The 23,001-nt window shown below is 51.7% G+C and carries 15 protein-coding genes; all 15 read right to left on the minus strand.

The genetic code is table 11. The features are described from left to right. Window positions 1-4: 4 nt before the first annotated feature. Window positions 5-1,051, minus strand: a complete 1,047-nt coding sequence (locus tag AGRI_RS03540; RefSeq protein WP_008983634.1) for a WD40/YVTN/BNR-like repeat-containing protein — start codon at window positions 1,049-1,051, stop codon at window positions 5-7. Between the two features lie 95 nt (window positions 1,052-1,146). Beyond that, window positions 1,147-2,511 carry a DUF1329 domain-containing protein gene (locus tag AGRI_RS03545; RefSeq protein WP_202800783.1) on the minus strand — a complete coding sequence of 455 codons (1,365 nt, stop codon included), beginning with the start codon at window positions 2,509-2,511 and terminating at the stop codon, window positions 1,147-1,149. Window positions 2,512-2,524: 13 nt separating this feature from the next. Continuing rightward, window positions 2,525-4,600: a DUF1302 domain-containing protein gene (locus tag AGRI_RS03550; protein ID WP_008983636.1), complete on the minus strand. Its 2,076-nt coding sequence runs from the start codon at window positions 4,598-4,600 to the stop codon at window positions 2,525-2,527. A gap of 323 nt (window positions 4,601-4,923) precedes the next feature. After that, entirely contained in the window at window positions 4,924-5,148 is a 225-nt protein-coding gene (locus AGRI_RS03555) for a DUF2835 family protein (protein ID WP_008983637.1), read from the minus strand. Beyond that, entirely contained in the window at window positions 5,145-7,718 is a 2,574-nt protein-coding gene (gene pepN, locus AGRI_RS03560) for an aminopeptidase N (RefSeq protein ID WP_008983638.1), read from the minus strand. Before pepN ends, AGRI_RS03555 begins: the two co-directional genes overlap by 4 nt. Before the next feature lie 65 nt (window positions 7,719-7,783). Beyond that, a complete protein-coding gene (gene nhaC, locus AGRI_RS03565) occupies window positions 7,784-9,265 on the minus strand; it encodes a Na+/H+ antiporter NhaC (RefSeq protein WP_008983639.1) in 1,482 nt (493 codons plus the stop codon). A gap of 16 nt (window positions 9,266-9,281) precedes the next feature. Beyond that, the gene (locus AGRI_RS03570) at window positions 9,282-10,688 is read right to left on the minus strand and encodes a sodium-dependent transporter (RefSeq protein WP_040291389.1); all 1,407 of its coding nucleotides are present in this window, start codon (window positions 10,686-10,688) and stop codon (window positions 9,282-9,284) included. Window positions 10,689-10,778: 90 nt separating this feature from the next. Continuing rightward, on the minus strand, window positions 10,779-12,800 hold the full coding sequence (gene prc, locus AGRI_RS03575) for a carboxy terminal-processing peptidase (protein WP_008983641.1): 2,022 nt from the start codon (window positions 12,798-12,800) through the stop codon (window positions 10,779-10,781). A 17-nt stretch (window positions 12,801-12,817) separates the two neighbouring features. Further along, the gene (proQ, locus tag AGRI_RS03580) at window positions 12,818-13,579 is read right to left on the minus strand and encodes an RNA chaperone ProQ (RefSeq protein WP_008983642.1); all 762 of its coding nucleotides are present in this window, start codon (window positions 13,577-13,579) and stop codon (window positions 12,818-12,820) included. 7 nt (window positions 13,580-13,586) lie between these two features. Further along, entirely contained in the window at window positions 13,587-13,895 is a 309-nt protein-coding gene (locus AGRI_RS03585) for a hypothetical protein (RefSeq protein WP_008983643.1), read from the minus strand. Continuing rightward, entirely contained in the window at window positions 13,895-14,365 is a 471-nt protein-coding gene (locus AGRI_RS03590) for a GAF domain-containing protein (protein ID WP_008983644.1), read from the minus strand. The genes AGRI_RS03585 and AGRI_RS03590 overlap by 1 nt, the downstream gene beginning before the upstream one ends. Window positions 14,366-14,499: 134 nt before the next feature. Continuing rightward, the gene (locus AGRI_RS03595; RefSeq protein WP_040291413.1) at window positions 14,500-16,341 is read right to left on the minus strand and encodes a protein kinase domain-containing protein; all 1,842 of its coding nucleotides are present in this window, start codon (window positions 16,339-16,341) and stop codon (window positions 14,500-14,502) included. Between the two features lie 34 nt (window positions 16,342-16,375). Continuing rightward, window positions 16,376-17,089, minus strand: coding sequence for a DUF4919 domain-containing protein (locus tag AGRI_RS03600; protein WP_008983646.1), 714 nt, complete (start codon window positions 17,087-17,089; stop codon window positions 16,376-16,378). 23 nt (window positions 17,090-17,112) lie between these two features. Then, window positions 17,113-19,182: an exodeoxyribonuclease V subunit alpha gene (gene recD / locus AGRI_RS03605; protein ID WP_008983647.1), complete on the minus strand. Its 2,070-nt coding sequence runs from the start codon at window positions 19,180-19,182 to the stop codon at window positions 17,113-17,115. Beyond that, on the minus strand, window positions 19,172-22,975 hold the full coding sequence (recB, locus tag AGRI_RS03610; protein WP_008983648.1) for an exodeoxyribonuclease V subunit beta: 3,804 nt from the start codon (window positions 22,973-22,975) through the stop codon (window positions 19,172-19,174). Before recB ends, recD begins: the two co-directional genes overlap by 11 nt. Between the last annotated feature and the right edge of the window lie 26 nt (window positions 22,976-23,001).

A 23,001-nucleotide genomic window follows, 5' to 3' on the forward strand; every position in this document is an offset into this window, starting at 1 on the left:
CATATTATTCAGACTTATTTATCGTAGTTAGTTTTACACCGGCTTCAGTTACCAGCAACACCTGTTCTGCAATGGCCAGACCATTTAATACCGCGCGGCCGTCGGCCTGTGACTGATCAACAAAGTTCAGTCCGTCATCTTCGCTTAATAACAGCGCCCCGGCGTTACCCGCCAAATAAAGCTTGCCCGAGTCATCTTCAAAAATACTGTTCAAGGTCGCAGACACCGGTAGCGCAATATCTTGCCAGCTTTCGCCATTATCGGTGCTTCGGAACAGATTACCGCGTAAACCGGCAACCAGCAGCGTTCCGGCCTGAGTGCGGTGAATATCAAACAAAGAACCATTATAGAACTCCTCCAGCCGGCGCCAACTTTCACCGGCATCTTCACTGATGGCAACAAAACCGGCTTCGCCGACCATCAGGATTTGCTGACCAGCAACAATTAAGCGGTTAAAATGCGGTAATACTGACTCACGCTCCAGTAAATAACCTTCCGGATCGGTCTCTTCCAGCTCTGCCAAAAACTCCTGATCATCAACCGAGGCCAGTGACAGGTAAAACGCCTTGTCCCAAGTATTACCACCATCATTAGTGGTAAAGAACATGCCATAGGCACCGACCGCCATACCGCGCTGCCGGTCAAAGAAATAAACATCCATCAGCGGTTTATCTGTTTCCGGCAAAAACTGTTGGATTTGCCAGGTTTTTCCGCCATCCTGACTATGCAGAATGGTGGCATCATGCCCGACCGCCCAACCATAATCCGCATCAGTAAAATACACTGAGGTTAACAGTGACTGCACAGGCACCTGTGCCTGCTGCCAGTTCGTGCCATCCTGACTCAGCAAAATATGACCACGGTCGCCTACAGCTGCAAACTGACCGTTGGTGATTTCCACCACATCAGTCAGTAAGCTTTTCGCTGCCAGCGGTACCATAAAGGCCGGTTTGGCCTCGCCAGGCGGCAAAGCCGACTGTTCGGTCATCGCCGCAGCCAGTGGTGTCAAGGCTAACGCCGACAAACAGCCGGCAAGTAAATACTTATGCATAAATCAGTCACACACTCAGTTTATCAAGGCCAGACGACAGGCGCCTGCAGTTAAAAAAAAGGCTGGCTTGCGCCAGCCTTTCTCAGCTTTCCACTTTAACGGGTCCCCTCACGACGCAGCGAGGCTGGCGTGAAATCATTATCTGACAAGGTTACCGAGAAATCATACATCCGATCTTCGTTATCCAGACCGATCGCGATATAACGGCGCGAGTTCAAGTCATGGTAAACCTCTAACGTACTCCAATGTGTTGGCACTTCGTAGTAGTTCAGACCATGAGCTACCGCTACGCGATATAAATCGCCACGGTTGTCATACAGATCGGCAACATGAATTTGCCAGCTATCCTCATCGATAAAGAATACGCGCTTACCATAAACATGGCGGGTGCCTTCTTTCAGCGTTGCCTCAACCACCCAGACCCGGTGTTTTTCATACCGTACGTGCTCTGGATTAATATGGCCAGCCATCAGGATATCGGCATACTTCAACTCTTTGCTGTGCAGCTTGTAATCGTTATAAGCGATATACATTTCCTGCTTACCCTTTAACTCCCAGTTATAACGATCTGGTGAACCGTTAAACATATCGAAGTCATCGGTGGTACGCAGACCATCAGAGGCCGTACCCGGCGCATCATAAGCTACGTTTGGTGCACGACGAACCCGGCGCTGACCGGTGTTATAAGTCCAGGCCTGACGCGGTGTCGCCACCTGATCCATGGTTTCATGTACCAGCAGCGCAGTACCGGCCAAACGGGCTGGTGTGGTTACGCTTTGCTTGAAGCGGAACAGGATGTTTTCTGCTTGCAGTACTTCAGGGGTCGCATCCGGGTGGGAATACTTAAACATAATCTGCTCGTCAAAGCCGATAATGGTATAAGCGCCCTGCGCAGTTGGTGCAGCCTGGCCACCATTACGGCTAGCCGCAACACCACGGTAACGGACGATATGGTTCCATATCGCTTCCAGACCGTTGCTTGGGATTGGGAACGGAATACCAATAGCCGCATTTTTCAGACCGTTACCGCCCTGCACCAACTCGGCCTGCGCAGCAATACGTTTAGTCGCATCATAGAAATATTGCGGAAAAGAGGCACTGCGACGTGTTGGATACACGTTCATCTTAAAGGTATCTGGATACAGATCAAATAAGGCAATCTGGCCCGGACTTAAAAACTGACGGTACTGATCCAGGTTCGCCTTGCTGATAGTGAACAATACCTTATCGTCAGCAAAGGGGTTGGGGTGATGATCGCCAGGTTTATAACCAGCAGGGGCGGCTTGAATACCGCCAGTCCATTCCGGAATAGTGCCGGCAGCATTACCCGCCTTCTCAGCACCAACCGCCGTTAAATCTTGTCCCAGACGCGCAACCTGATCGGCAGGTAACTTCGCTAAGGCGTTACAACTGAACACCAGCGCTACGGCTGATGCTAACAGGGTGAGTTTTTTCATAATTCGCGCTCGTCCCTTAAATAGAGTATTTAATATTGAAAGAAATAAAATCTCGGTCTTCGGTATTGTTAGTCGTACCTACACCACCCCAGAACCAGTTATAGCTTAATTCACCAGACCATTTGTTCAGGTAATCGAAAGACACCGCGTAAGACGCAGACTTACGATCTTTAACAAACATAAACAGTGGATCAGGCGTGATACCGTTCACATCATGTGAGAACACCAGACGCTGTGATAAGTTCACCCCGGCGAATACGTTGTTATAATCGGCTTTGGCCAGAATACGGTAGCCCCAGGCTGACGCTGTTGGGAATGGATTGGTTTCCGGGCCATTTGATAAGCCAGTGTGTAAACCGGTTGACGGACCATTGGCGCCAATCAGCGGCGCACCGCTACGGTCGGTATTAGGGCCGTTTAAACGCAGTACATCTTCAGCTGGCATATCGTTGATGCGGATACCACCTACTTCCGCTAACATCGTAAAGTTATCGGCACCTAAGCTTGGTCCAAACAGGTGGGTAAAGGTCATCTGTGCCTGAATGGTGTCACGCAGAATATAACCCTGCGCGTAATTGCCTGGAGTGGCTTTCGAACCAATAAAACGGCCTAATTGTGAAATCCCGGCCAGATCCGGACGAATGCCCGCATTAGCCAGCTGCTCCGGCATACCGGCATACAGAATTTCTACGTCGTCAATTTGCAGTGGCTCGTCCTGACGGTAAGCAATTTCACCGGCGACTGAGGTGGTGCCCAGGTTGGTGTTAAAGCTAAAACCATACAGTTTGATATCTTCCGGATACTCCAGTAAGCCTTTGGAGAAAGCGCGTAGGTTTTGCACGTTCTGAGCGCTCAGGTTGCCAGCGTTCTGTACCAGATAACCCAGATCGGCCTGGATGGCGGCAGCACCAAAGTTTGATGCCACACCGGAAATAACAGGTACCCGGCTATGGTAGTTCATATAGTACAACGCAAACTCGGTATCACCCAGATTTGGCGCAAAATATTCTAATTTCACACCGTACTGACCACCGTCTTCCGGCTTGATTTCACCCGCATCACCCGCCGGGCGCAGCGCGACCTTAGTTGGGTAAGCAAGATAAAGTTGCGACGCCTGCGTCGGCGTAATCTGACCAGCAGCTAACGCCGCACCTAAACCATTCAGGTTTTGTAACACGAAAGCCAAATCGATATCCGGGTTACCCGAGAAACCTAACTGGATATTCTGCGCATAACCGCCGCGACCCGCGAAGTCGTTGGTTGAAAAGTAAGTGCCTGGGGGGGGTAAATAACTTTCCTGCCAGCTGTATTGGTAGAACAGTTCAGCTGACAATTGATCTGTTAAGCCGACCGCTAAAGTCACCATGCCAGTTGGGATAAAGGCTTCTTTTAAGTCAGCGCCCGGTGCCCGCAAAATACCCACATCGACCGGCGTGATATTAATACCGTGTGGAATAAAGGTGCTTTCGCCCCAGCTGAGTACCTGGTTACCAACGCGGACAGTGACCGGGTTCATGCCATCATTAAAGGCGAAATTGCCATAAATGTAAGCATCCAGCAGGCGCACGTCTTTACAGGCTAACTCACTGGATCTTTTATCCTCACAAGGGTCAACCTTGTTACCGCTTAACGGGTTGGTGTAAGCAAATTTGCCATCATTTAACGCCGTGTCGTAGAAATACATAAAACGGCTAAAGAAACCGATATTATCTTTTTTGATTGAAAGTTCATGTAAGCCTTTGAACATGCTACTGAACATATCACCACGGTCAAAATTCAGGTTGCCAGCATCACCATTGCTGGAATAGCCGCCTGGCTGAGCCCAGATATCTGCGGAGGGGTAGATCACGTTGGTCGCAGCGTTATAACCGGTCCAGTTAAAGCGTGGATGGTTAACTTTTGCAATGGTATCCCAGTTACGCTCTTCAGTACGCCAGCTGGCACCGTAAGAGAAAGTTGAGTCAAACACCACTTCAACATCACCGAAATTGAATGTGGCTGCCTGAGCCGGTGCATAAGACAGCATTAACAGCGCAGTAGTAATACCGGCTGCCAATGGGCTTTTAGCAAAGCGGATTGGCCTTTTCTTCATTTTGTTGTCTCCCCCCCTGTCCCGACAGGTAGTTATATGTTCTTTTTTATTTATTGTCCTGAGCCGCCATCATAGCCGCATCAGTTCCTTTCATTAAAATAATTACATCATTTGTAAGCGTTAGCAAGGTTTGCCAAGAGGTAAATCTGTTGATTTTTATTCATTTTTTGCCCTTTTACACTGAGAACTCTCAGCTGCTGCCGTCAGCTAGTTTAATCATGGAGATCAGACCAGCTGCCCCACGGGCTAAGCTAATGAAATTAAAGGTCAAACCAGCTAATAAAGCAAGCTAATGTTTTAATCTTGCGTTTAAAGTATATACTCTAACTAATTTTTTCCAGCTGCAAAAAATCCCCCGCCGCATTTACGGTCAGCCTGAAACGACCGTGGATCCCCAGCTGGCTTAAATAGGGTTGGAAATGCCGGAAGGCTAACTGGATACGCTCGCCGCTGTCCGCAGTGACGATGACATAACGCACCTCACCGCGATAATAGCGCTGGCACTTTTCTGCTGATAAAAAAGCGCCAAACAGATAGCTACGGTTCATGTCAGGCTCTTACTCACCTTTTCATAAAGATCATCTGACATAGCACTACCGCTGGCTAACTGCTGTAGTAGCTGCCGCAACAACTGCTGACGGTGTTGATCATAACGTTGCCATGATAGTAGTGGTGTGATCAGGCGGGCAGCAAGCTGTGGGTTCACGGCATCTAATCTGGCTACGACACTGGCCACTAAGCGGTAACCCTGGCCATCAGCACGATGAAACTGCTGTGGGTTACGCAAAGAAAAGGCAGAGAACAGAGCCCGAACCCGGTTCGGATTTTTCCAGCTAAAGGCCGGATGCGCAGTAAGCTGCTCCAGCTTGGTAAACACCTGCTCACTCGGTAGGGTTGCGACCAGGCTAAAGTATTTATCCAAGACTTGCACATCGTCAGCGAAGCGCTCAGCCAACCGGGACAAACGGCTGTCGTTTGCGGCCAGTACCGCTGACTGGCCAGCACGCAGCGCCGCTAGTTGATCGGTAATATTATCAGCCTGTTGAAACTGCTGCTCCACCAGCTCCTCACCAGCATCGGTATGAGCCAGATAACTTAAACACAGCCCCCTCAGCGCACGTTGCCCTACCTGCTGTTGTTGATATTGATAGGGTGCAAACAGCAGCTGCTGATAACAATAGCTAAAATCATCCTGCAATAGCGTCGCGAGCTGAAGAGTCAAATGTTGTAACGCATCCAGCAAGGCATCAACCGGGATCGGTTGATACTGCCCGGCCAAGGTCTCAAAATCAGGTAACTGCAATAGTTCCGCGGTCAACGCCAGGTCCTGCAGCGGCTGACGCAATAACTGACGATAGAAAGCCAGCAACTCAGTTGACAGTTGCGGCAGCTCATTACTGCGCAGTGCCTGACGCAGCATCAAACTCCAATACTGCTGCATCGCATCCCAGCGGGCAAAGCCATTGCTGGCTTGTGCGGCAATACTGAGCCACTGCTCTGCTGTATACTGACAGTGCAGTTTCACCGGTGCCGAGAAATCTTCCAGCCAAACCACCAAGGGTGCTGTCGCAATCTCAGCTATCACAAATTCCTGAGTCGCTGCCGTTAGCACCAGCAAGGCTTGTTGGCGCAGCTTTGTTTGTGGTTGCAAAATTTCGATTTTTACCGGAATCACCAATGGCTGCTTGCTGTGCTGATCCGCAGTTGCCGGCGTATGCTGAGTCAAGGTTAAGCGTAATTGTTGCGCAGCGGCATCGTAAACCTGAGTTACGCTAACTTCTGGCGTACCGGACTGGCTGTACCACAAGCGGAATTGCTGTAAATCAACACCACTGGCATCCTGCATCGCCTGCACAAAATCATCACAGGTAACCGCCTGACCATCGTGACGTTCAAGATATAGCTGATGCCCGGCAGTAAAACGCTCGCGTCCGAGCAGCGTTTGCAACATCCGGATCACCTCAGCACCCTTATCGTAGACGGTGACGGTATAGAAATTATTCATTTCCAATACTTGCTCTGGACGGATCGGGTGCGCCATAGGACTGGCATCCTCGGCAAACTGTGCGGTGCGAATCAGCTTCACTGCATCTATCCGGCTTAAGGTGGCAGAAGCCATATCAGCACTAAATTCCTGATCGCGGAATACCGTCAGCCCCTCTTTTAAACTCAGCTGAAACCAGTCGCGGCAGGTGACACGGTTACCGGTCCAGTTATGAAAATATTCATGACCAATAATCGACTCGATATGATAGTAATCGTTATCGGTGGCAGTTTGTTCATCCGCCAGTACATATTTACTGTTAAAAATATTCAGGCCTTTATTTTCCATGGCCCCCATATTAAAGAAATCAACCGCCACTACCATATAGCGATCCAAGTCATATTCCAGACCAAACCGCTGTTCGTCCCAACGCATCGCACGCTGCAGCGCAGCCAGTGCAAAAGCAGCACGGCGGCCCTTGCCTTTTTCAACAAAAAATTCCAGCACCACCTCGCGGCCACTGGCGGTGACAAAGCGATCCGCCAGCACATCAAAATCACCGGCGACCAGGGCAAACAAATAGCTGGGTTTAGGAAAAGGATCATGCCAGGTTACTGCTGTGCGGCCATCAGCTAATTGTTCAGTGGCAATCTTATTGCCATTGGACAGTAAAAACGGCAGCTGAGCCTGGTCTGCGACAATAGTAGTCGTAAAAACTGACAGCACATCGGGACGGTCCGGATAATAAGTAATACGCCGAAAACCCTCAGCTTCACACTGAGTACAATAGACGCCATCGGCCAGATACAACCCCTCTAGCGCAGTATTCTGTTCCGGGTTAAGTTGCGTTACCACTTCCAGGATGCCAACGTCACCCGGCTCATTAATCGCCAACCCTTTATCACTAAGCTGATAAGCGTCTTCGCCAAGCGGTGCATCATTTAGCCGGATGCTGATTAACTGCAGCGCCTGGCCATCCAGCCACAAACTGCCAGCCGTCTGCCGTCGGAACTTTAATTTACTGTAGACCCGGGTTGCGACCGGATCCAATTCCACACGTAACAGGGTTTGCTCAATAACAAAAGCCGGGGCTTGATAGTCAACTAAACGTTTTGGCTGACGGATTTCACTCATACTGCAGATCCCTACTTCATATACTGTCTTAAGGTAAAAAGCCTGAATCTCTTCAGGCTTTTTTCTTAGCTATTTTTACCGGCCAAACCTGGCAACACCGCATCGGGTGGCGTCAAGCGGAGGATCTTAACCCCCAGATAAGCATAGATCACCGCCAGCACCGGGTTTATCAAATTAAAGAAGGCATAGACCAAGTAATCCAGCGGATTAACATTCAGCACACCATGCATATAGGCACCGCAGGTATTCCACGGAATCAACGGACTGGTTATGGTGCCGCCATCTTCCAGAGCCCGGGATAAGTTGACCGGTGCCAGGCCGCGACGCTCATACTCCTCTTTATACATCCGGCCGGGCATCACAATTGACATATACTGATCGGCGGTCAGGATATTGGTTGCCAGACAGGTTGCCATAGTACTGGTAATCAGTGAGCCGGTGCTACGGGCGAACGCCAGAATTGACTGCACAAATTTCCGTAGCAGGCCAATATGTTCCACCACAGCGCCAAACATCATCGCCGAGAAAATCAGCCAGATGGTGTTGAGCATGCTCGCCATACCACCACCACTGAGCAAATCATCCATATCTTTATTGCCTGTGCTGATGCTAAAACCAGCAAACAGGGTTTGCCACACCAGTTTTGCCACCGCAACGGCGGCAGGTAATTGCTCATCGACTAAGCGGTTTATCAGCTCTGGCTGGAACAACACTGCCCAGACACCACCTAATAAAGCACCGATAAAAACGGTTGGAAAGGCTGGCACTTTGCGCATTGCCATAAATAACAGTACAAACAACGGTACCAGCGTCCATAGGCTGATATTAAATTGACTGTTCAGTACCGCACTGATTTGTTGTACCTGCTGCAGATCTGCACTAACTTCAGTATTAAAACCGATAATCAGGAAACCAAAAACGGCCAGCACAATGCTGGGGATGGTGGTCCACAACATATGCCGGATATGCTGAAATAAATCTGCACCGGCTACGGCGGGCGCCAGATTTGTCGTTTCACTTAACGGCGAGATTTTATCGCCAAAATAGGCACCGGAGACAATGGCACCCGCAGTAATTGCCGGTGACAGCCCCAAACCCGTGGCTACGCCAATCAGCGCGACGCCGATAGTGGCAGCAGTAGTCCAGCTGCTACCGATACTCATCGCGACTACGGCACACAGGATACAACTGGCGGCATAAAACCAGCTCGGGCTCAGTACCTGCAAACCATAATAGATTAAGGTTGGTACTGTGCCGGATAAGAGCCAGGTACCGATTAGCGCACCGACCGCCAGTAAAATCAGTACGGCCGCCAATGACAGCGAAATGCCCTTTACCATCGCGGCTTCAAGATCAGACCAACTGTAGCCGTTTTTCAAACCAATAATGATCGCGACACCAGCGGCAATAAAGAGTGCGATTTGATTTGGCCCGTAAGACGAGTCACTACCAAAAAGTATGACCGACGCCGCCAATAACAGAATCAGCACCAGCATCGGTAGAATGGCATCCAGCAAGCTTGGAGCTCGTAGCTGAGTTTGTTCCATGTTCACCATGCTCCGCTTACTGGTTAGTCAGGCTGCGGAACCAGTCCAGCACGCCGATCAGATTTAAAAATACGATAATCACCGCCACCGGCGTTAACCAACGGATAGCCAAACGCCAGATTTGATAGGCAAAGGGTGTCGTTGCCAGTTCTTCACGGGTCGCTTTTTCCGTCATGACCCAACCAACAAAGATTGCAATAAAGAGTCCTCCCACCGGCAACATAATTGCGGACGTCAGATAATCTTTAAGCTCAAAAAAGTTACTGATTGGCTTACCAAGAATAGTCCAGTCCAGGCTGGCCCAGCTGGCACCGGCAAAGGAGAATACCGTCAGCAAACCGAGTAACCACAGCGACAAGCCGGTTGCAATGGTCGCCTGATAGCGTTTTAAGCCTTTGGTTTCGACCAACCAGGCAACGGTCGATTCAATCATGGCGATGGTAGAGGTAAAAGCGGCGAACACCAACATCACAAAAAATAGCGTACCAAACAGCGTGCCAAATGGCATGCTACCAAAAGCAATCGGTAAGGTAACAAAAATCAGCCCTGGCCCTTCTGCCGGCGTTAGTCCATAACCAAATACCAGTGGAAATATTGCCAAACCAGCCAACAGAGCGACGGCCGTATCGCACAGTGCAATTAATATCGTTGTTTTACCGATAGACACATTAGTCGGCAAATAAGCCCCGTAAATCATCATAGCGCCAGAAGCTAAACTCAGACTGAAAAAGGCATGCCCTAATGCCAGCAAGACGCCGTTCACCGTCAGCTTTGAAAAATCCGGTTTAAACATAAATTCAGCGGCCTGCGCAAAGTCGCCATTGAAACCAGAGTAAAGCGCCATCACAAGCAGCAGTACAAATAAGGCTGGCATCAAATAATTAACTGCCTGCTCCAGACCTTTGTGCACACCACGCCCCACCACATACACTGTCGCCGCCAGAATAACAGTTGAAAATCCAATCAGTAACAGCGGGTTGCTGATAAAACTACCAAACTCAGCGCCAACTTCTGCGGCTGGCATGCCGACAAAATCACCACTGGCCGTTTTAAAGACGTAATACAGTGCCCAGCCGGCTATCACCGCATAAAATGACAGGATCAGGTAACTGGCAACTAAGCCGCTCCAACCCGCCAGTTGCCAACGGGTACTGCCATTAGCCTCTAAGGCCAGCGTTTTTACTGATAAACCGGGGCTCTGCCTGCCGCGCCGGCCAATCAACACTTCCGACATCATAACCGGAATACCGATCAGTAAAATACACAGCAGATAAACCAGCACGAAGGCACCGCCGCCGTTCTGACCCATAATGTAGGGGAATTTCCAGATATTTCCCAAGCCGACTGCAGCACCGGTGGCGGCAAGAATAAAAGCCAGACGGCTCGACCAAAGGCCGTGCACGGATTGACGTGTTCCCGACATAGTTAACCTTTATAATTATTATGTTGTTGTAATACGTATTATCATTATTGAGAAAAGGCGGTTAACACCGCCCTTTTCGCTTATGCTGACTTACTTTTTGGCCAGCCGGTTTAACTGCAACCAGTCTGACGTGATATGGGCAGCTTCTTCTAAAAATGGATCCAGCTTGCTCAATACCTCAGGTGCGTCGTCAACCGAAGTAACCGCAGGTAATTCCAGACGTTTCAACCGCTCATTGGTACGTTGTAACGCCCTGGCCTCATCACTTTTACGCTTAGCAATGCGCTCCGCTTTATTTAACGATACCCGCTTTTCATCTTTCTGCTGCTGATATTCAGCGATATCGGCGGCCAGGTACTGAAACTCAACTTCATTCGCAATACGCTGCAAATGTTTTTGTTGTAACGTCGGGATAACCTGTTGCAGATCTTGCTGCGCCGCATACTGCGCCGGGGTGATCGCATCCCAGGGCAGAGCATAGTCTTCCTTACTCTCACCCCAGTCCGCAGGGTCGATTGCCGACGGGAAGCTAATATCCGGAATCACACCTTTATGCTGGGTACTGCCACCATTAATGCGATAGAACTTCGCCATGGTGTATTGCACACTACCGAGCTGTTGCTCAAACATATCGTAGATCCGACCTATTCCGCGATGTTGCTGCACAGTTCCCTTACCAAAGGTCTGCTCACCTATCACCAGGGCCCGGCCATAATCCTGCATCGCTGCAGCAAAAATCTCAGAGGCTGAGGCACTGTAGCGGTCAACCAGTACCGTTAGCGGACCATCATAAAAGGAAACGCCATCGCTATCACCATTCAGACCAATCTTGCCATCGCCATATCGGATTTGTACCACCGGACCACGATCGATAAATAAACCGGTTAACAGGGTAGCTTCTTGCAGGGAGCCGCCGCCATTACCACGTAAATCAACGATCAGAGCTTCAACTTTTTGCTCGTTCGCCTCGGCCAGTAGCTTTTTCACGTCCTCAGACAAATTGTTATAAAAGCCCGGGATATTAATGACGCCAACTTTAGACGTTAATTCGCCTAGTTTGGGCTCCAGTACTTCAAATTTTGCTGCCCGGTCTTCCAGCCGGATCTTATCGCGAACGATCTCCACCACCTGAGTCTGGCTGTTTACATCACTACCGCCCAGTACCTGTAAACGAACTTTACTACCTTTGGGACCTTTGATCAGATCCACTACATCGTCCAGGCGCCAGCCTACAACATCAACGAAATCTTTACTGTCCTGCGCTACGCCAATAATACGATCTTTTGGCTTTAAGCGTTGGGTCAGATCCGCCGGCCCACCCGGCACCAGACTTTGGATTACCGTATAATCCTCATCGGCACGCAGTACCGCACCAATGCCTTCCAGCTGCAGGTTCATTTCCTGCTGAAAACGATCGGCATTACGCGGAGATAAATAGGAGGTATGGGCTTCTACCGCTCTGCCGAACGAGTTCATGACTAACTGGAATACATCTTCGCTATTCGTTTGCATCAGGCGTTTCTGCGTATTGCGATAACGCTTAACCAAAATTTCTTTGGCTTCCGCCAGAGTTTTACCGGTCAGTTTTAAATTGAGTAAGTCGAACTTAACCCGTTGCCGCCATAACTCATCCAACTCGGCTCGGTCTGAAGGCCAGGCTGCATCTTCACGGTCATAAACGTAATAGTCATCGGCTTCAAAATTGTGCTCTTGCTCCAGTTGCTGGATGGCAAAATCAAAACGTTCAAAACGCCGTTGCTGCGCCAAATTGAAGAAATCGAATGCAAAACTCAGGTTGCCACGATTGATCGCATCGTCAAATTGATTGCGATATTGCTCAAAGTCGCTGACATCGCTGGCTAACAGGTGGTTACGGTAGTAATCAAGGTTTTTCAGGTAGAGGTCAAAAATTCGCCCTGACAGCTCGTCATTCAACTGCACCGGTAAATAGTGGGCCCGGGTAAAGGTTGCCGCTACCCGTTTGCTGGCAGTCGCATGTTGTGGCGACTGGCTAATGACCGGTAAGGCGCTGATATCAACCGGCGTTGTGGTCTCTGCAGCAACGCCAAGTGCTAAAAATAAACCAACAGCTATCAGGGAAAATTTTTTCATAACACTCTCAGTTTGCGTCAGGCCTGAAACAGGCTGTCCTGACGTGTTTTGATCACCATTCCGGAGTTTAACTGTACCGTCACATCCGGCAGGTTTACTTCTGTTACTGTCGCTGGCATTGGACTTGAGCCTAACTTCACCAGCACCTTAGCGCCGACCACTGTGTGTTGCGGTGCTAACGCCGCTAACTCTACCGCAGCCGCAGCAGGTTTAACGACAGGGCTTTGTACCGCTTTAACCGGCGCTTTCACACTCTTAGAGGCAGCTTTAGGGTTTTTGTTCGGTCTTTTTTGTTCTGACCGTACCGGTTTAGCTGCGCCCGGGCTTCTTTCAGCTTGCACCGTCTTTGCCGCCAGCGCTTTTTGCTCCTGTTGCCGGATCTTACGTTTCTCAGCGGCTTTTTGTTTACTTTCTGCCAATAATTTTGCCGCATGCTCCGCTTGCTGAGCATCTATCAGCTCAGCAGGCTGGCCATCTAAGTCGACCCGGCTGGCACCTTCTTTGGTGGCTTCCAGGTAACGCCAACTTGAGGTATAAACCCGTAGCGCTTGCCGCAATTGGGTTTTACTCACAGCGGCATCCTCACCCAGGCGAGCTGCCAGATCTTGAAAGATCCCCACTTTTAAGGGTTTTACCGGACCCTCGCTAATAAAGCATAGCGGAAAATTTGCGGTTAAAAAGCTTAAAACCTCTTTTACATTCGCTGGTTTTTCCGCTACCGGCGTCGCCAGTTCAGAATTTACAGGGGTATCAGCCGTTACAGGGGTAGCAATTGTCATGCAGCATTCACTCTTCTTCATCAGCAGGCTCATCGTCAGCCATGCCTTCTTCTATTTGTTGTTGGATATAGGACAGTGCCCAATCAATCAGTTCGTCTTCGTCAGCATCCAGTAATACCGTATCGCCACGCAGTTGCTCCCACAACAGTGGCATTAACTGGCGAATGTGCTTAGTGGTTAAACTATCAGGTAGCGCATCCCACACTGCGTGCACTATGGTATTAAATTTATCGGCAACCAGCTCTTCTTCGCCATCCCAGTCACCGACGTCTTCCACCTGCAGCAGGTAATCCTGCACTGAGAGCAAGTCTTTCATCAGGCGGCAACCAAGGCTTGTTCAAATACCGCCACCAGTGCCGCCAGACCTTGCTGGTCGGCATCGTCAAAGCGGTTTAGTGACGGACTGTCGATATCCAGTACCGCAATAATGTCACCGCCTTGCCGTACCGGTAACACAATCTCTGAATTACTGGCAGCATCACAGGCGATATGCCCCGGGAATTCATGCACATCGGCAACGCGTTGGATTTCACCCGTTGCGACACAGGTGCCACAAACGCCCTTGCCTACCGGGATCCGCACACACGCTACCTTGCCCTGGAACGGCCCCAGCACCAGTTCGCCCTGGCGCATAATATAAAAGCCTGCCCAGTTTAAATCGGGCAGGCTTTGAAATAATAAAGCACTGAAATTGGCCATATTGGCAATCACATCGGTTTCTTCCTGCAGCAAAGCCTTAGCCTGCTGCAGCAATTCAGCATAGAGTGCGTGTTTTTCGCTCGACATCTTCGTTCGTAAAGTGAGTTAGGGTCAAAAGCAGTACATTACTTGTTTTAAGCACTAATTTAAACCTTTTTTAGCGCGTCGCGCTGGCGGCCAGGCGCAGTCAGTACACTAAACAGCGTTAATTGCTGCTTATTTCAGCAAGGGCCGCTCGCGGCGTTAAACTGTAACGGATTGGCGGGATACAACAGCTGTGGTGCCTGACTCTGATGACTGAACTTGCGGGTGTCTTTATATGGCAGCTTCATAAAGCCCCCAACTCCGTCACCACTGATTAAACCGACCTTACTGAGAATACTCTGCAGTAGCCGGTTAAATTCTGGTTCAGCCGCCGGATCCAGCAGGCGGTAGTAGCTGTGGATTTTCATATATAAGGGCGTGACCTCAAAGATAATACAACCGGTATGCCGGATCAGGTTAAGCCGCGCGATATCGTCCATAATGGCATCGGGTAATACCAATTGCTCATCCGGATCCTTACCATCTTCAAAGTAAGAGTGCTGCTTACTGGCTTCCTCTGCACTGAGTACCGGCGCCAGCTGATACGGAATACGACTCTCTGCTGGCGCCACAAAGGGCTCAGCTTCCGATGCGCGGCTAATATGAATAGTATTGCGGGCATTAAATAGACAGGCTTTAAAGATCCCGACCTTGCCGATAGCACGGGCCAGCGTCACCACATTATTAACCGCCAACGCGAAGGCCTGACTCAGGCTCTGATCATATAAATTCAGACTGCTGTCGATATAGATGCCGCCGGCCTGCCAGTGGATGGCTAAACCGCCTACGACCGGATAGCGCCCGAGCCGGCTGACGGCAGCGATAAAGGCTTTTTCGGTTTCGCCCATCCCTTCCAGATAGTTTTTGTAATAGCGTTCCAGCTGCACATCATCGACGTAGGCGATATCCAGCTCTTCGTTATGCTCGCGTAAAAAGGATTTGCGCGACGAGTACACCACGGTATCCAGCTCACGCCGCTGTGGGCTTACCCAAACCGGCAATACAGGGCTGTCATCAAACAGCGGCAGCTCCGGTAATACCAACTGCTTTAAGCGCGGCATCTGCTTAATAAAATAATCACCGGCCTGCTGGCGTAATGTCAGATCATCGGCCAGCATACTATCAAGCATGGTGGCAAACTCCAGCGGCAAACCCAGACTACGTGCCGGAATAGCTTTGCGGCCGAAGCGGCAGGCCTGCCCCGAGGCCAGCGCATAGAGGGTACTGGCGACACCCTGCTCGTCAAAGCGCGGGCTGGATAACTGACCGCTGCGCTGTTCCGGGCCAATAAAATAGACATCACCCATCCGGGCATTGGAGTGCTGCAGATCGGCTGACATCAGCTGCATCACATTATTCGACAGATAATGCCCCTCATGATCCAGCTGAGCAAACACCGAGGAGCCCCAGTCAATCAGGCTCAGGTGGCCGCTTTGCTCCTCAAACACCAGATTAGACGGCTTAATATCGCCATGGACGATCGGCGCCGGCGAGCCGTCTTTTTCGATACTACGTAAATATTGCAGCAACTCAGCCAGTTGTGCCGCCAAATCTACCAGCAAACGTACCGGTAAACGGCCGTGCTGCAGGCTGTATTGCTCTAAATCGATACCCGGCGCCCGATCCATCATCAGAATGCCCTGCTTGCGCACGACCTGATAGGTGATATAACGCGGCACCGCCGGATGTTGTACCTGCGAAAGCATATAGGCTTCATCGGCAAGCCGTTCCTGAATATGCTGCGGCAGATTGATCCGCGAGAACTTAAACACATAACATTCATCATTAATGCCTAAGCCGGCAAAGGCAAAACCATAAGCACCTTTACCGAGTAAATGGATATCCCGGTATCCCAGCTGTTGTAATTTGCTGATACAAAGCGCCACCCAATCTTTCAGCTTTTTCGCGTCATTGGCATTTAGCAGATAGATCGACTGTTCTTCCGGGATATAGAAATTGCGCAGATTACGTTCTTGCATCAGGGCCATTACTCAGCAATTTGACTCAGCTATGTTATTTAACGAAACCACGCGCCATCTGGGCACTGATATTAAAATACCAGCTAAACTCATGCTCATCGCGTGGATTAACGATGGTCATCAAATCATATGGCTGCTCTTCGTGCCACACCAGCGCCTGAGCCTTCGCATTAAAACCATGCAGATTAATAAAGGCGTAAAGTTCAGTGGTGCTGGTACAGAAAAATGCGGTTTCCGGCGTTTTACCATCTCCACTTTGCCAGATCGCCGCCATCAGACCATCTAACACTTCCTGATGATACTCGCCCTGCTCGGTATTGCCCGACTCAAACTGACAGACCATAGCACCATAATGGCCGTTTAAGCTGATAAACTGCTCCGCTAACAAGTTCGACGTATGGCTCAGACACTGCTGCCAGTCTTTTTTGGCGATAGCTTCAAACATCAGGCTGGACAGTGCCCGCTCCACCATACTGTATGGCCGGTAAGCTGAGGTTTTGGTATAGGCCTGCCGCAAACTGGCCAGTCGCCTTGGCTCTGGTGCTTGCTGCACCTCTGAGAGCAACAGCTGATAGTGCTGGTCCGCCGCATCTTGTTGCGCTCTCTGCGCGGCAGACATTGGGGGAGCAGCAGTCATTGGAGGCGAAGCAGACATCGCAGCTGCCGCACCCTGCTGTGATTGAAGCTGTTGAGCACAGCCACTCAGTAATAGCAGTAAGGCTGTTAAAATACCGATCCTAAATACCATAGTAGTATCCTTTGCTAATGGTTTTATTCATCTAAGGGCAAGCGCCCGGCCCGTACGGTGCGTCTTTGCACCGCCTGTTTCAGCACCTGATAGTCAGGCACCACCAGGGTCAGTTGCTTTGCCGCCCGGGTAATACCGGTATACAGCAGCTCGCGGCAGAGTACCGGGTTATCCCGCTCCGGCAATACCAGCACGGTATGACTGAACTCTGAGCCCTGCGACTTATGCACTGTCATTGCAAAGACGGTTTCAACAGCGCCCAGGCGGCTGGGTAAGATCCACCTTAACTGGTTATCAGCATCGATAAAGACCACACGTTTTTGCTGATCCTGTGGTGAAACCAGGACAATGCCGATGTCACCGTTACGCAAATTCAGATTATAGTCATTACTGCTGATCATCACCGGCCGCCCCTCATACCAGCTATCCTGCTGCAAATTGCGACTGGCCGGCAGTTGTGGCAAGGCCTGTTGAACCAGCTGATTTAAACCGGCAACGCCAAAAGGACCTTCACGCACGGCCGTTAATAACTGAAATTGCTGATAGCTGTTAAGCACCGCCCGCGCCCACTGCTCAATAGCGCCCGCCTCGGCATCCGCTGCAGGTTTAGCCGCTAGCTGCTGCCAGTAGGCGGCAAAGCCACGGCGGCACAAGGCCGCTAACTGTTGCAGCGGATCTTGCTCCGGCTCCCCGGCTAATAACTGCAGATCCTGATAGCCCGCCTGACCTGATAACAGATAATCGACCTGCGCCTGCTCACCCTGATTGACCGCGCGGGCCAGAGCACCTATACCACTGTGCTGATCAAAACGCCGGCTAACCCGCAACATCACCACCTGTTGTAGCCGCTGCCGCGGCGCGCTGGTTGCCAACTGCGCCGGTATAGGTGCGGCGCTGAATTGCTGCAGATAAGCCATAGTTTCTGCACTATAGCCACCCTGCTCGGCATCCTGACAAAGCTGTCCTAAAATAGCGCCGGCTTCCACTGAGGCCAGCTGATCCTTATCACCTAATAAAATCAGGCGGCCATCCGCCGGCAGTGCCGCAAGCAGCGCCTGCATCAGCTCAATATCAATCATACTGGCTTCATCAACAATCAACACATCAAGCGCCAGCGGTTTACTACGCTGATGCTTAAATTGCCGGCTGCCGGCTTGTACCCCCAACAGTTTATGCAGGGTCGCGCTGTCGGCGCGGATCGCAGCAACCGCGCTCTGCCAGTCCGCTGCCAGCGCCTGTAAGCTTTGCATCGCCTGAGTAATCGCCTCTTTCATCCGCGCCGCGGCTTTACCGGTAGGCGCCGCCAGCTTGATGGTCAATGGCGTAGGCGACAAACGCTGTAACAGCGCCAGTAAGCGCACCAGGGTATAGGTTTTACCGGTACCCGGCCCGCCGGTGATCACACTAAAACGGCTACGCAGGCTGTTGGCACAGGCCAGTTTTTGCCAATTGATCTGAGCAAAGGCATCGCCAGCGCTAACTGCTAACGACTCAGCTCCAAACAGCTGATCCAGATAAAGTTTTAGCTGCGCCGGCTCTGCCGGCAGGGTTACCGCTTGCATTAAAGCGCGCAAATCGGCGGCGATCTGTTGCTCTGCTGACCAATAGCGGGCGAAATAGAGTATCTGTTGATCCAATACCAGCGGCCGGCCCGGCGCTGCGCTGGCAATCGACTCAGCGTTGGCCGGTGTTACAGTAAGCACCGTATCACACTGTACCAGGCAGGCCTCCAGCTCTTCCAGACTATATGACGCCAACAGCAGTGCCGGATCCGGTAACAGACTGCCATCCTGCTGGCTTAACGCCTCAGGGGTTAACTGCGCACTCTGGTAATTGAGCAGCTGTGGCGCATCGGCCAGTAAATCCGCCAGTGGCAAACAGACATGGCCGCGGCCAACCTGTCGTGACAGAAAGGCAGCAAGCAACAAACTCAGGGGTTGTACTGTGGGTGCGTTCTGCGCCAGAAAGCGGGCAAAGGCCAGGTCAAGCTGACTTAACAGCTGCTGGCGCTGATAGGCGGCCAGTAGCGCCAGCATCGCCTGACGATCCTGTAGCCGTTGTAATACCTCAGGTAGCACTGCACTAATCAGCATCGGCGACCTCCACAGCAGACTGAGGCTCTTGTTGCATAAAGTATTGCTCTAAACTCAGGATCAACGACTCCGGTACCCGATCGATAAAGGCGCCCCGGCTACTGGCTTGCTGGCCACGCAAAAACAGATACACCACGCCGCCGACATGCTGCTGATAGCTGTAAGCGTCTTTTAAGCGGGCTTTTAAAAGCTTATGCAATGCCAGGCTATAGAGCACATATTGCAGTTCATAGCGGCTTTGTAAGATTTTCTGTTGCATCGCTGCCGGGTGATAAGCCGCATCATCCGGCCCCAGATAGTTTGATTTGTAATCCAGCACGTAGTACTTACCCTGATGTTCAAACAGCAAGTCGATAAAACCTTTTAACATACCATTTAAGTAGTTGCGGCTAAGCTCTGGTCTGGCGGCACCGGCCAGCACAGCGGCATTAACCCGCTTGTCCAGTTGCCGGGTACTGCCCCCCTGCACGGCGAACCAGAACTCAGGCTCAGCCCGATAACTACGCAAGGCATTAAGTGCTACCTGCCCACCACCCGGTAACGGAAAACTCAACTGCAGATAGCCATGTAACCAACGACCTAATAACTCAGCGCGCTGTGCCCAGCTGCCGTGGCGGCAACGCCGGGCAACCAGGCTTTGACACAGCTCAGGATCGGCTGCCACGGCGGCGAAGCCGTGCTCGGCCGCATCCTGCAACAAGTTATGCAGCAAGGTCCCTGGCCCGGCGCCGCGTGGAAAGTCATGCAAACTGACTAAGTCTGGCGTTGCTGGCAAGGACTGCGCGACAGCGGCAAACTGCACTGTACTGTCTGCAGCCAAGGCTTCCGGGGAGGCATCCGGCATGGCTTCTGCAAGCAGCGCACTGGCCTGCTCTTCCAACAGGTTATGCTCCAGCGCGGTATCGCCCTGACTGGCAGCACCATAGGTTAACGCCGAATAACTGGCGATCCACCAGGGCACAAATGGCTGCGCGGTATTGCGTTGCCGCGCGGCAAACTGTGAGGCTGAGCCACTAAGCACCGGCGGCAAATGCTGCGGTGTGCTAAAAGCAGGCAAGGCAACCACCTGAATGTCATTGGCATTAGCAGGCCACAGCGCCTCGGCTTGCTGTAGCAGCTGCAGCGGCTCTGTCGCCTGATCACAGCCCAGCAGATAGGCCAGCGCTGAGCGCTGCCAATCACCTACCGGACTTAAACTAAGCCAGGTCGCATATTTGGCCCGGGTTACCGCCACATAGAGCTTGCGGATATCTTCGCCCAGCCGCTCCTGATCGGCGGTTGCCAGTTCAAGCTTGCCGGGCGTCAGGCTTTGCACCAGTTCACCGGCTTCATTATGAAAGCTTACCAGCCGGTCATCATGACTTACCGGACGGCACAGGCTGATAAAGGGCAAAAATACCAGTGGATACTCCAGCCCTTTCGATTTATGGATGGTGACAATTTGGATCAGCTCAGCATCACTTTCCAGCCGCACTATCTGGTCGTCAGCTGGCTGGGTAATGGCTTCCTGCTGATACAGATGCTGATAGAAATAGCGCAGCACCGCATGCACACCATCCAGTTTGACACTGGCTTGCTGCAACAGCTCGGCCAGGTGCAGTAAATCGGTCAGATATCGCTCGCCACCGGCGTTCGCTAACACCCGCTCTGCCACCTGAAACTGCTGCACTAACTGGCGGATCAGCGCCAATACGCCGCGCTGCTGCCAGCAGTGGCTAAACTGATAAAACCATTCCTGATACTGCTGCCAAAGCCTATCGTCGTGTCTTAGCGCATCCAACTGCGCTAGCGGCAAGGCCACCAGTGGCGTATAGAGCGCATTTAGCAGCGCCTGCTGATTGGCCGGCTCGGCACAGGCCTGCAACAGTAAATACAGATCGCCGGCCACTTCACTGTCGAACACGGAATTACGATCCGATAAATACACGCTGGCCATACCGCGCTCACGCAGCTGCTGCTGGATCAAATGCCCTTCCTGATGGGTACTGACCAAAATCGCAATATCTTTACTTTGCAGCGGTTGTAAGGTCGTCGCTGTCGCAGCCTCGTGCCGCAGCATAAAACCCGTGCGCCCGGCGGCCGCACTGCCCAGCAAAGCACCAATATAGTCAGCAACCCGGCCCGCCAACTGCTCCCGGTACAGGGTTTTACTCAATGCTTTGCTATCGTCTGCACCCTCGTCGAAACTGCCGGCGCTGGCGGTCCACAAGGTTAAGGCAGCTGCGGCCGGTTGACCGTCAATCACCAGCTCAGCTTTAACGCCCCTGGCGTTAACTTCGGTAAAGGGCAACGGGTTGCCGCTGCTGTCAGCGAATAAAAATGCCTGCCTGGCGGCGCTTTGCTCCGCCGGACGAAACAACGCATTAACGGCCGCCACCATCTGCTTACTGGAGCGGAAGTTGGTGGTCAGCGTATAGTGGCGCCCTAGGGTATCGCGGCGGGCTTGCAGATAGGTGAAAATATCACCGCCACGAAAGGCATAAATCGCCTGCTTCGGATCGCCAATCAAATAGACTGCCTGTGCCGCTGCATTGCTGGCCAGCTGGTATACCGCATTGAAAATGGCGTACTGCGCCGGATCGGTATCCTGAAACTCATCAATCATTGCCACCGGGTACTGCTGGCGTAAAATAGCAGCCAGTGCCGGCCCGGCATCCCCCTCCAGTGCACGCCGGCATTGCTGGATAATGTCATCAAAGCCCATTTTGGCTTGCTGCTGCAGTTGTTGCTCCAGCCGGGCCTTACACCAAGTTACCGCCTTTGGTAACAGTAATGGCCGCAGCGACGGTCCCCCGGAGAGTAGCGCAACCAGCTCCAGCAAGGCCGCCGGCCAGTCCGCTGCCAGCGGTTCGCCCTGATAATGCTGGTAAAACTGCTTGCCATAATTGTCGACAAAAGAGGTTTTTAGTTCAGGTAACTGCTGCAAGGCCTCTGCAACAGGTAAGGCCGTCCAATCCAGCAAGGGGGCAAAATCCTGGCGGGCTTTTTTCAGATTATAGGTTCTGGGTTTACTAAAGCTACCGGCCGCTTCGGCCGCGGCAATCCAATCCAGCCAAGCCGGTAACGCCTGTTGCCAGTAGTAAAAGGCGCTACTGAGCCGCTGCTGATAGGCTTGCTCAGCCGCCAACAGCAGCTCGGCTAACTGTACCGGCTCAGAACTGGCACTGGCCTGGGCCCATAACGGCCGTAGATCATCCAGTAAGGCTTCCGGCTCACGGTATAGAGCCTGGATCTGTTGTAGTTGTTCGCTTGGCAATGGGTAGCAGCAGCTGCGCCAAAAGTCTCTTACCGCCTCTAATTGCAGAGCGCTAAGATCGGTCAGTAACTCCTGTTGAAACAAACTGCCGCTATTAAACGCATGCTCGCGCAGCACCTGCTGGCACCAGCTATGGATGGTTTTTACACTGGCTTCATCCATGGCTTCGCTGGCCATTTGCAGCGCATAGGCACATTCCGGCCAATGCTGCGGCGCGAAATCGGCCTTCAGTGCCTGCAACACCGGATCGGCGCTGGCCGAAGCGTCTCGAAACACCGCCGCCGCCTCCACTAAACGCTGACGGATCCGATCCTTTAGCTCGGCTGTTGCCGCCTTGGTAAAGGTCACCACCAGAATATCCGCCGGCAATAGCGGTGTGCTGCGACTGGCTGCCGCTGTCAGCCTCGGCAGATGCGCCAGAATAAAACGTAAATACAGCGCTGCTATGGTATAGGTTTTACCGGTACCAGCACTGGCTTCAATCAATACACTGCCGTGCAGCGGTAATTGCAGCGGGCTGGTTAGTTCTTGGCTCATGGCTGCTCCTGACTCGTGATTGCTAA

Origin of the sequence: Alishewanella agri BL06 (genome assembly GCF_000272005.1) — a bacterium.
Taxonomy (GTDB): Bacteria; Pseudomonadota; Gammaproteobacteria; order Enterobacterales; family Alteromonadaceae; genus Alishewanella; species Alishewanella agri.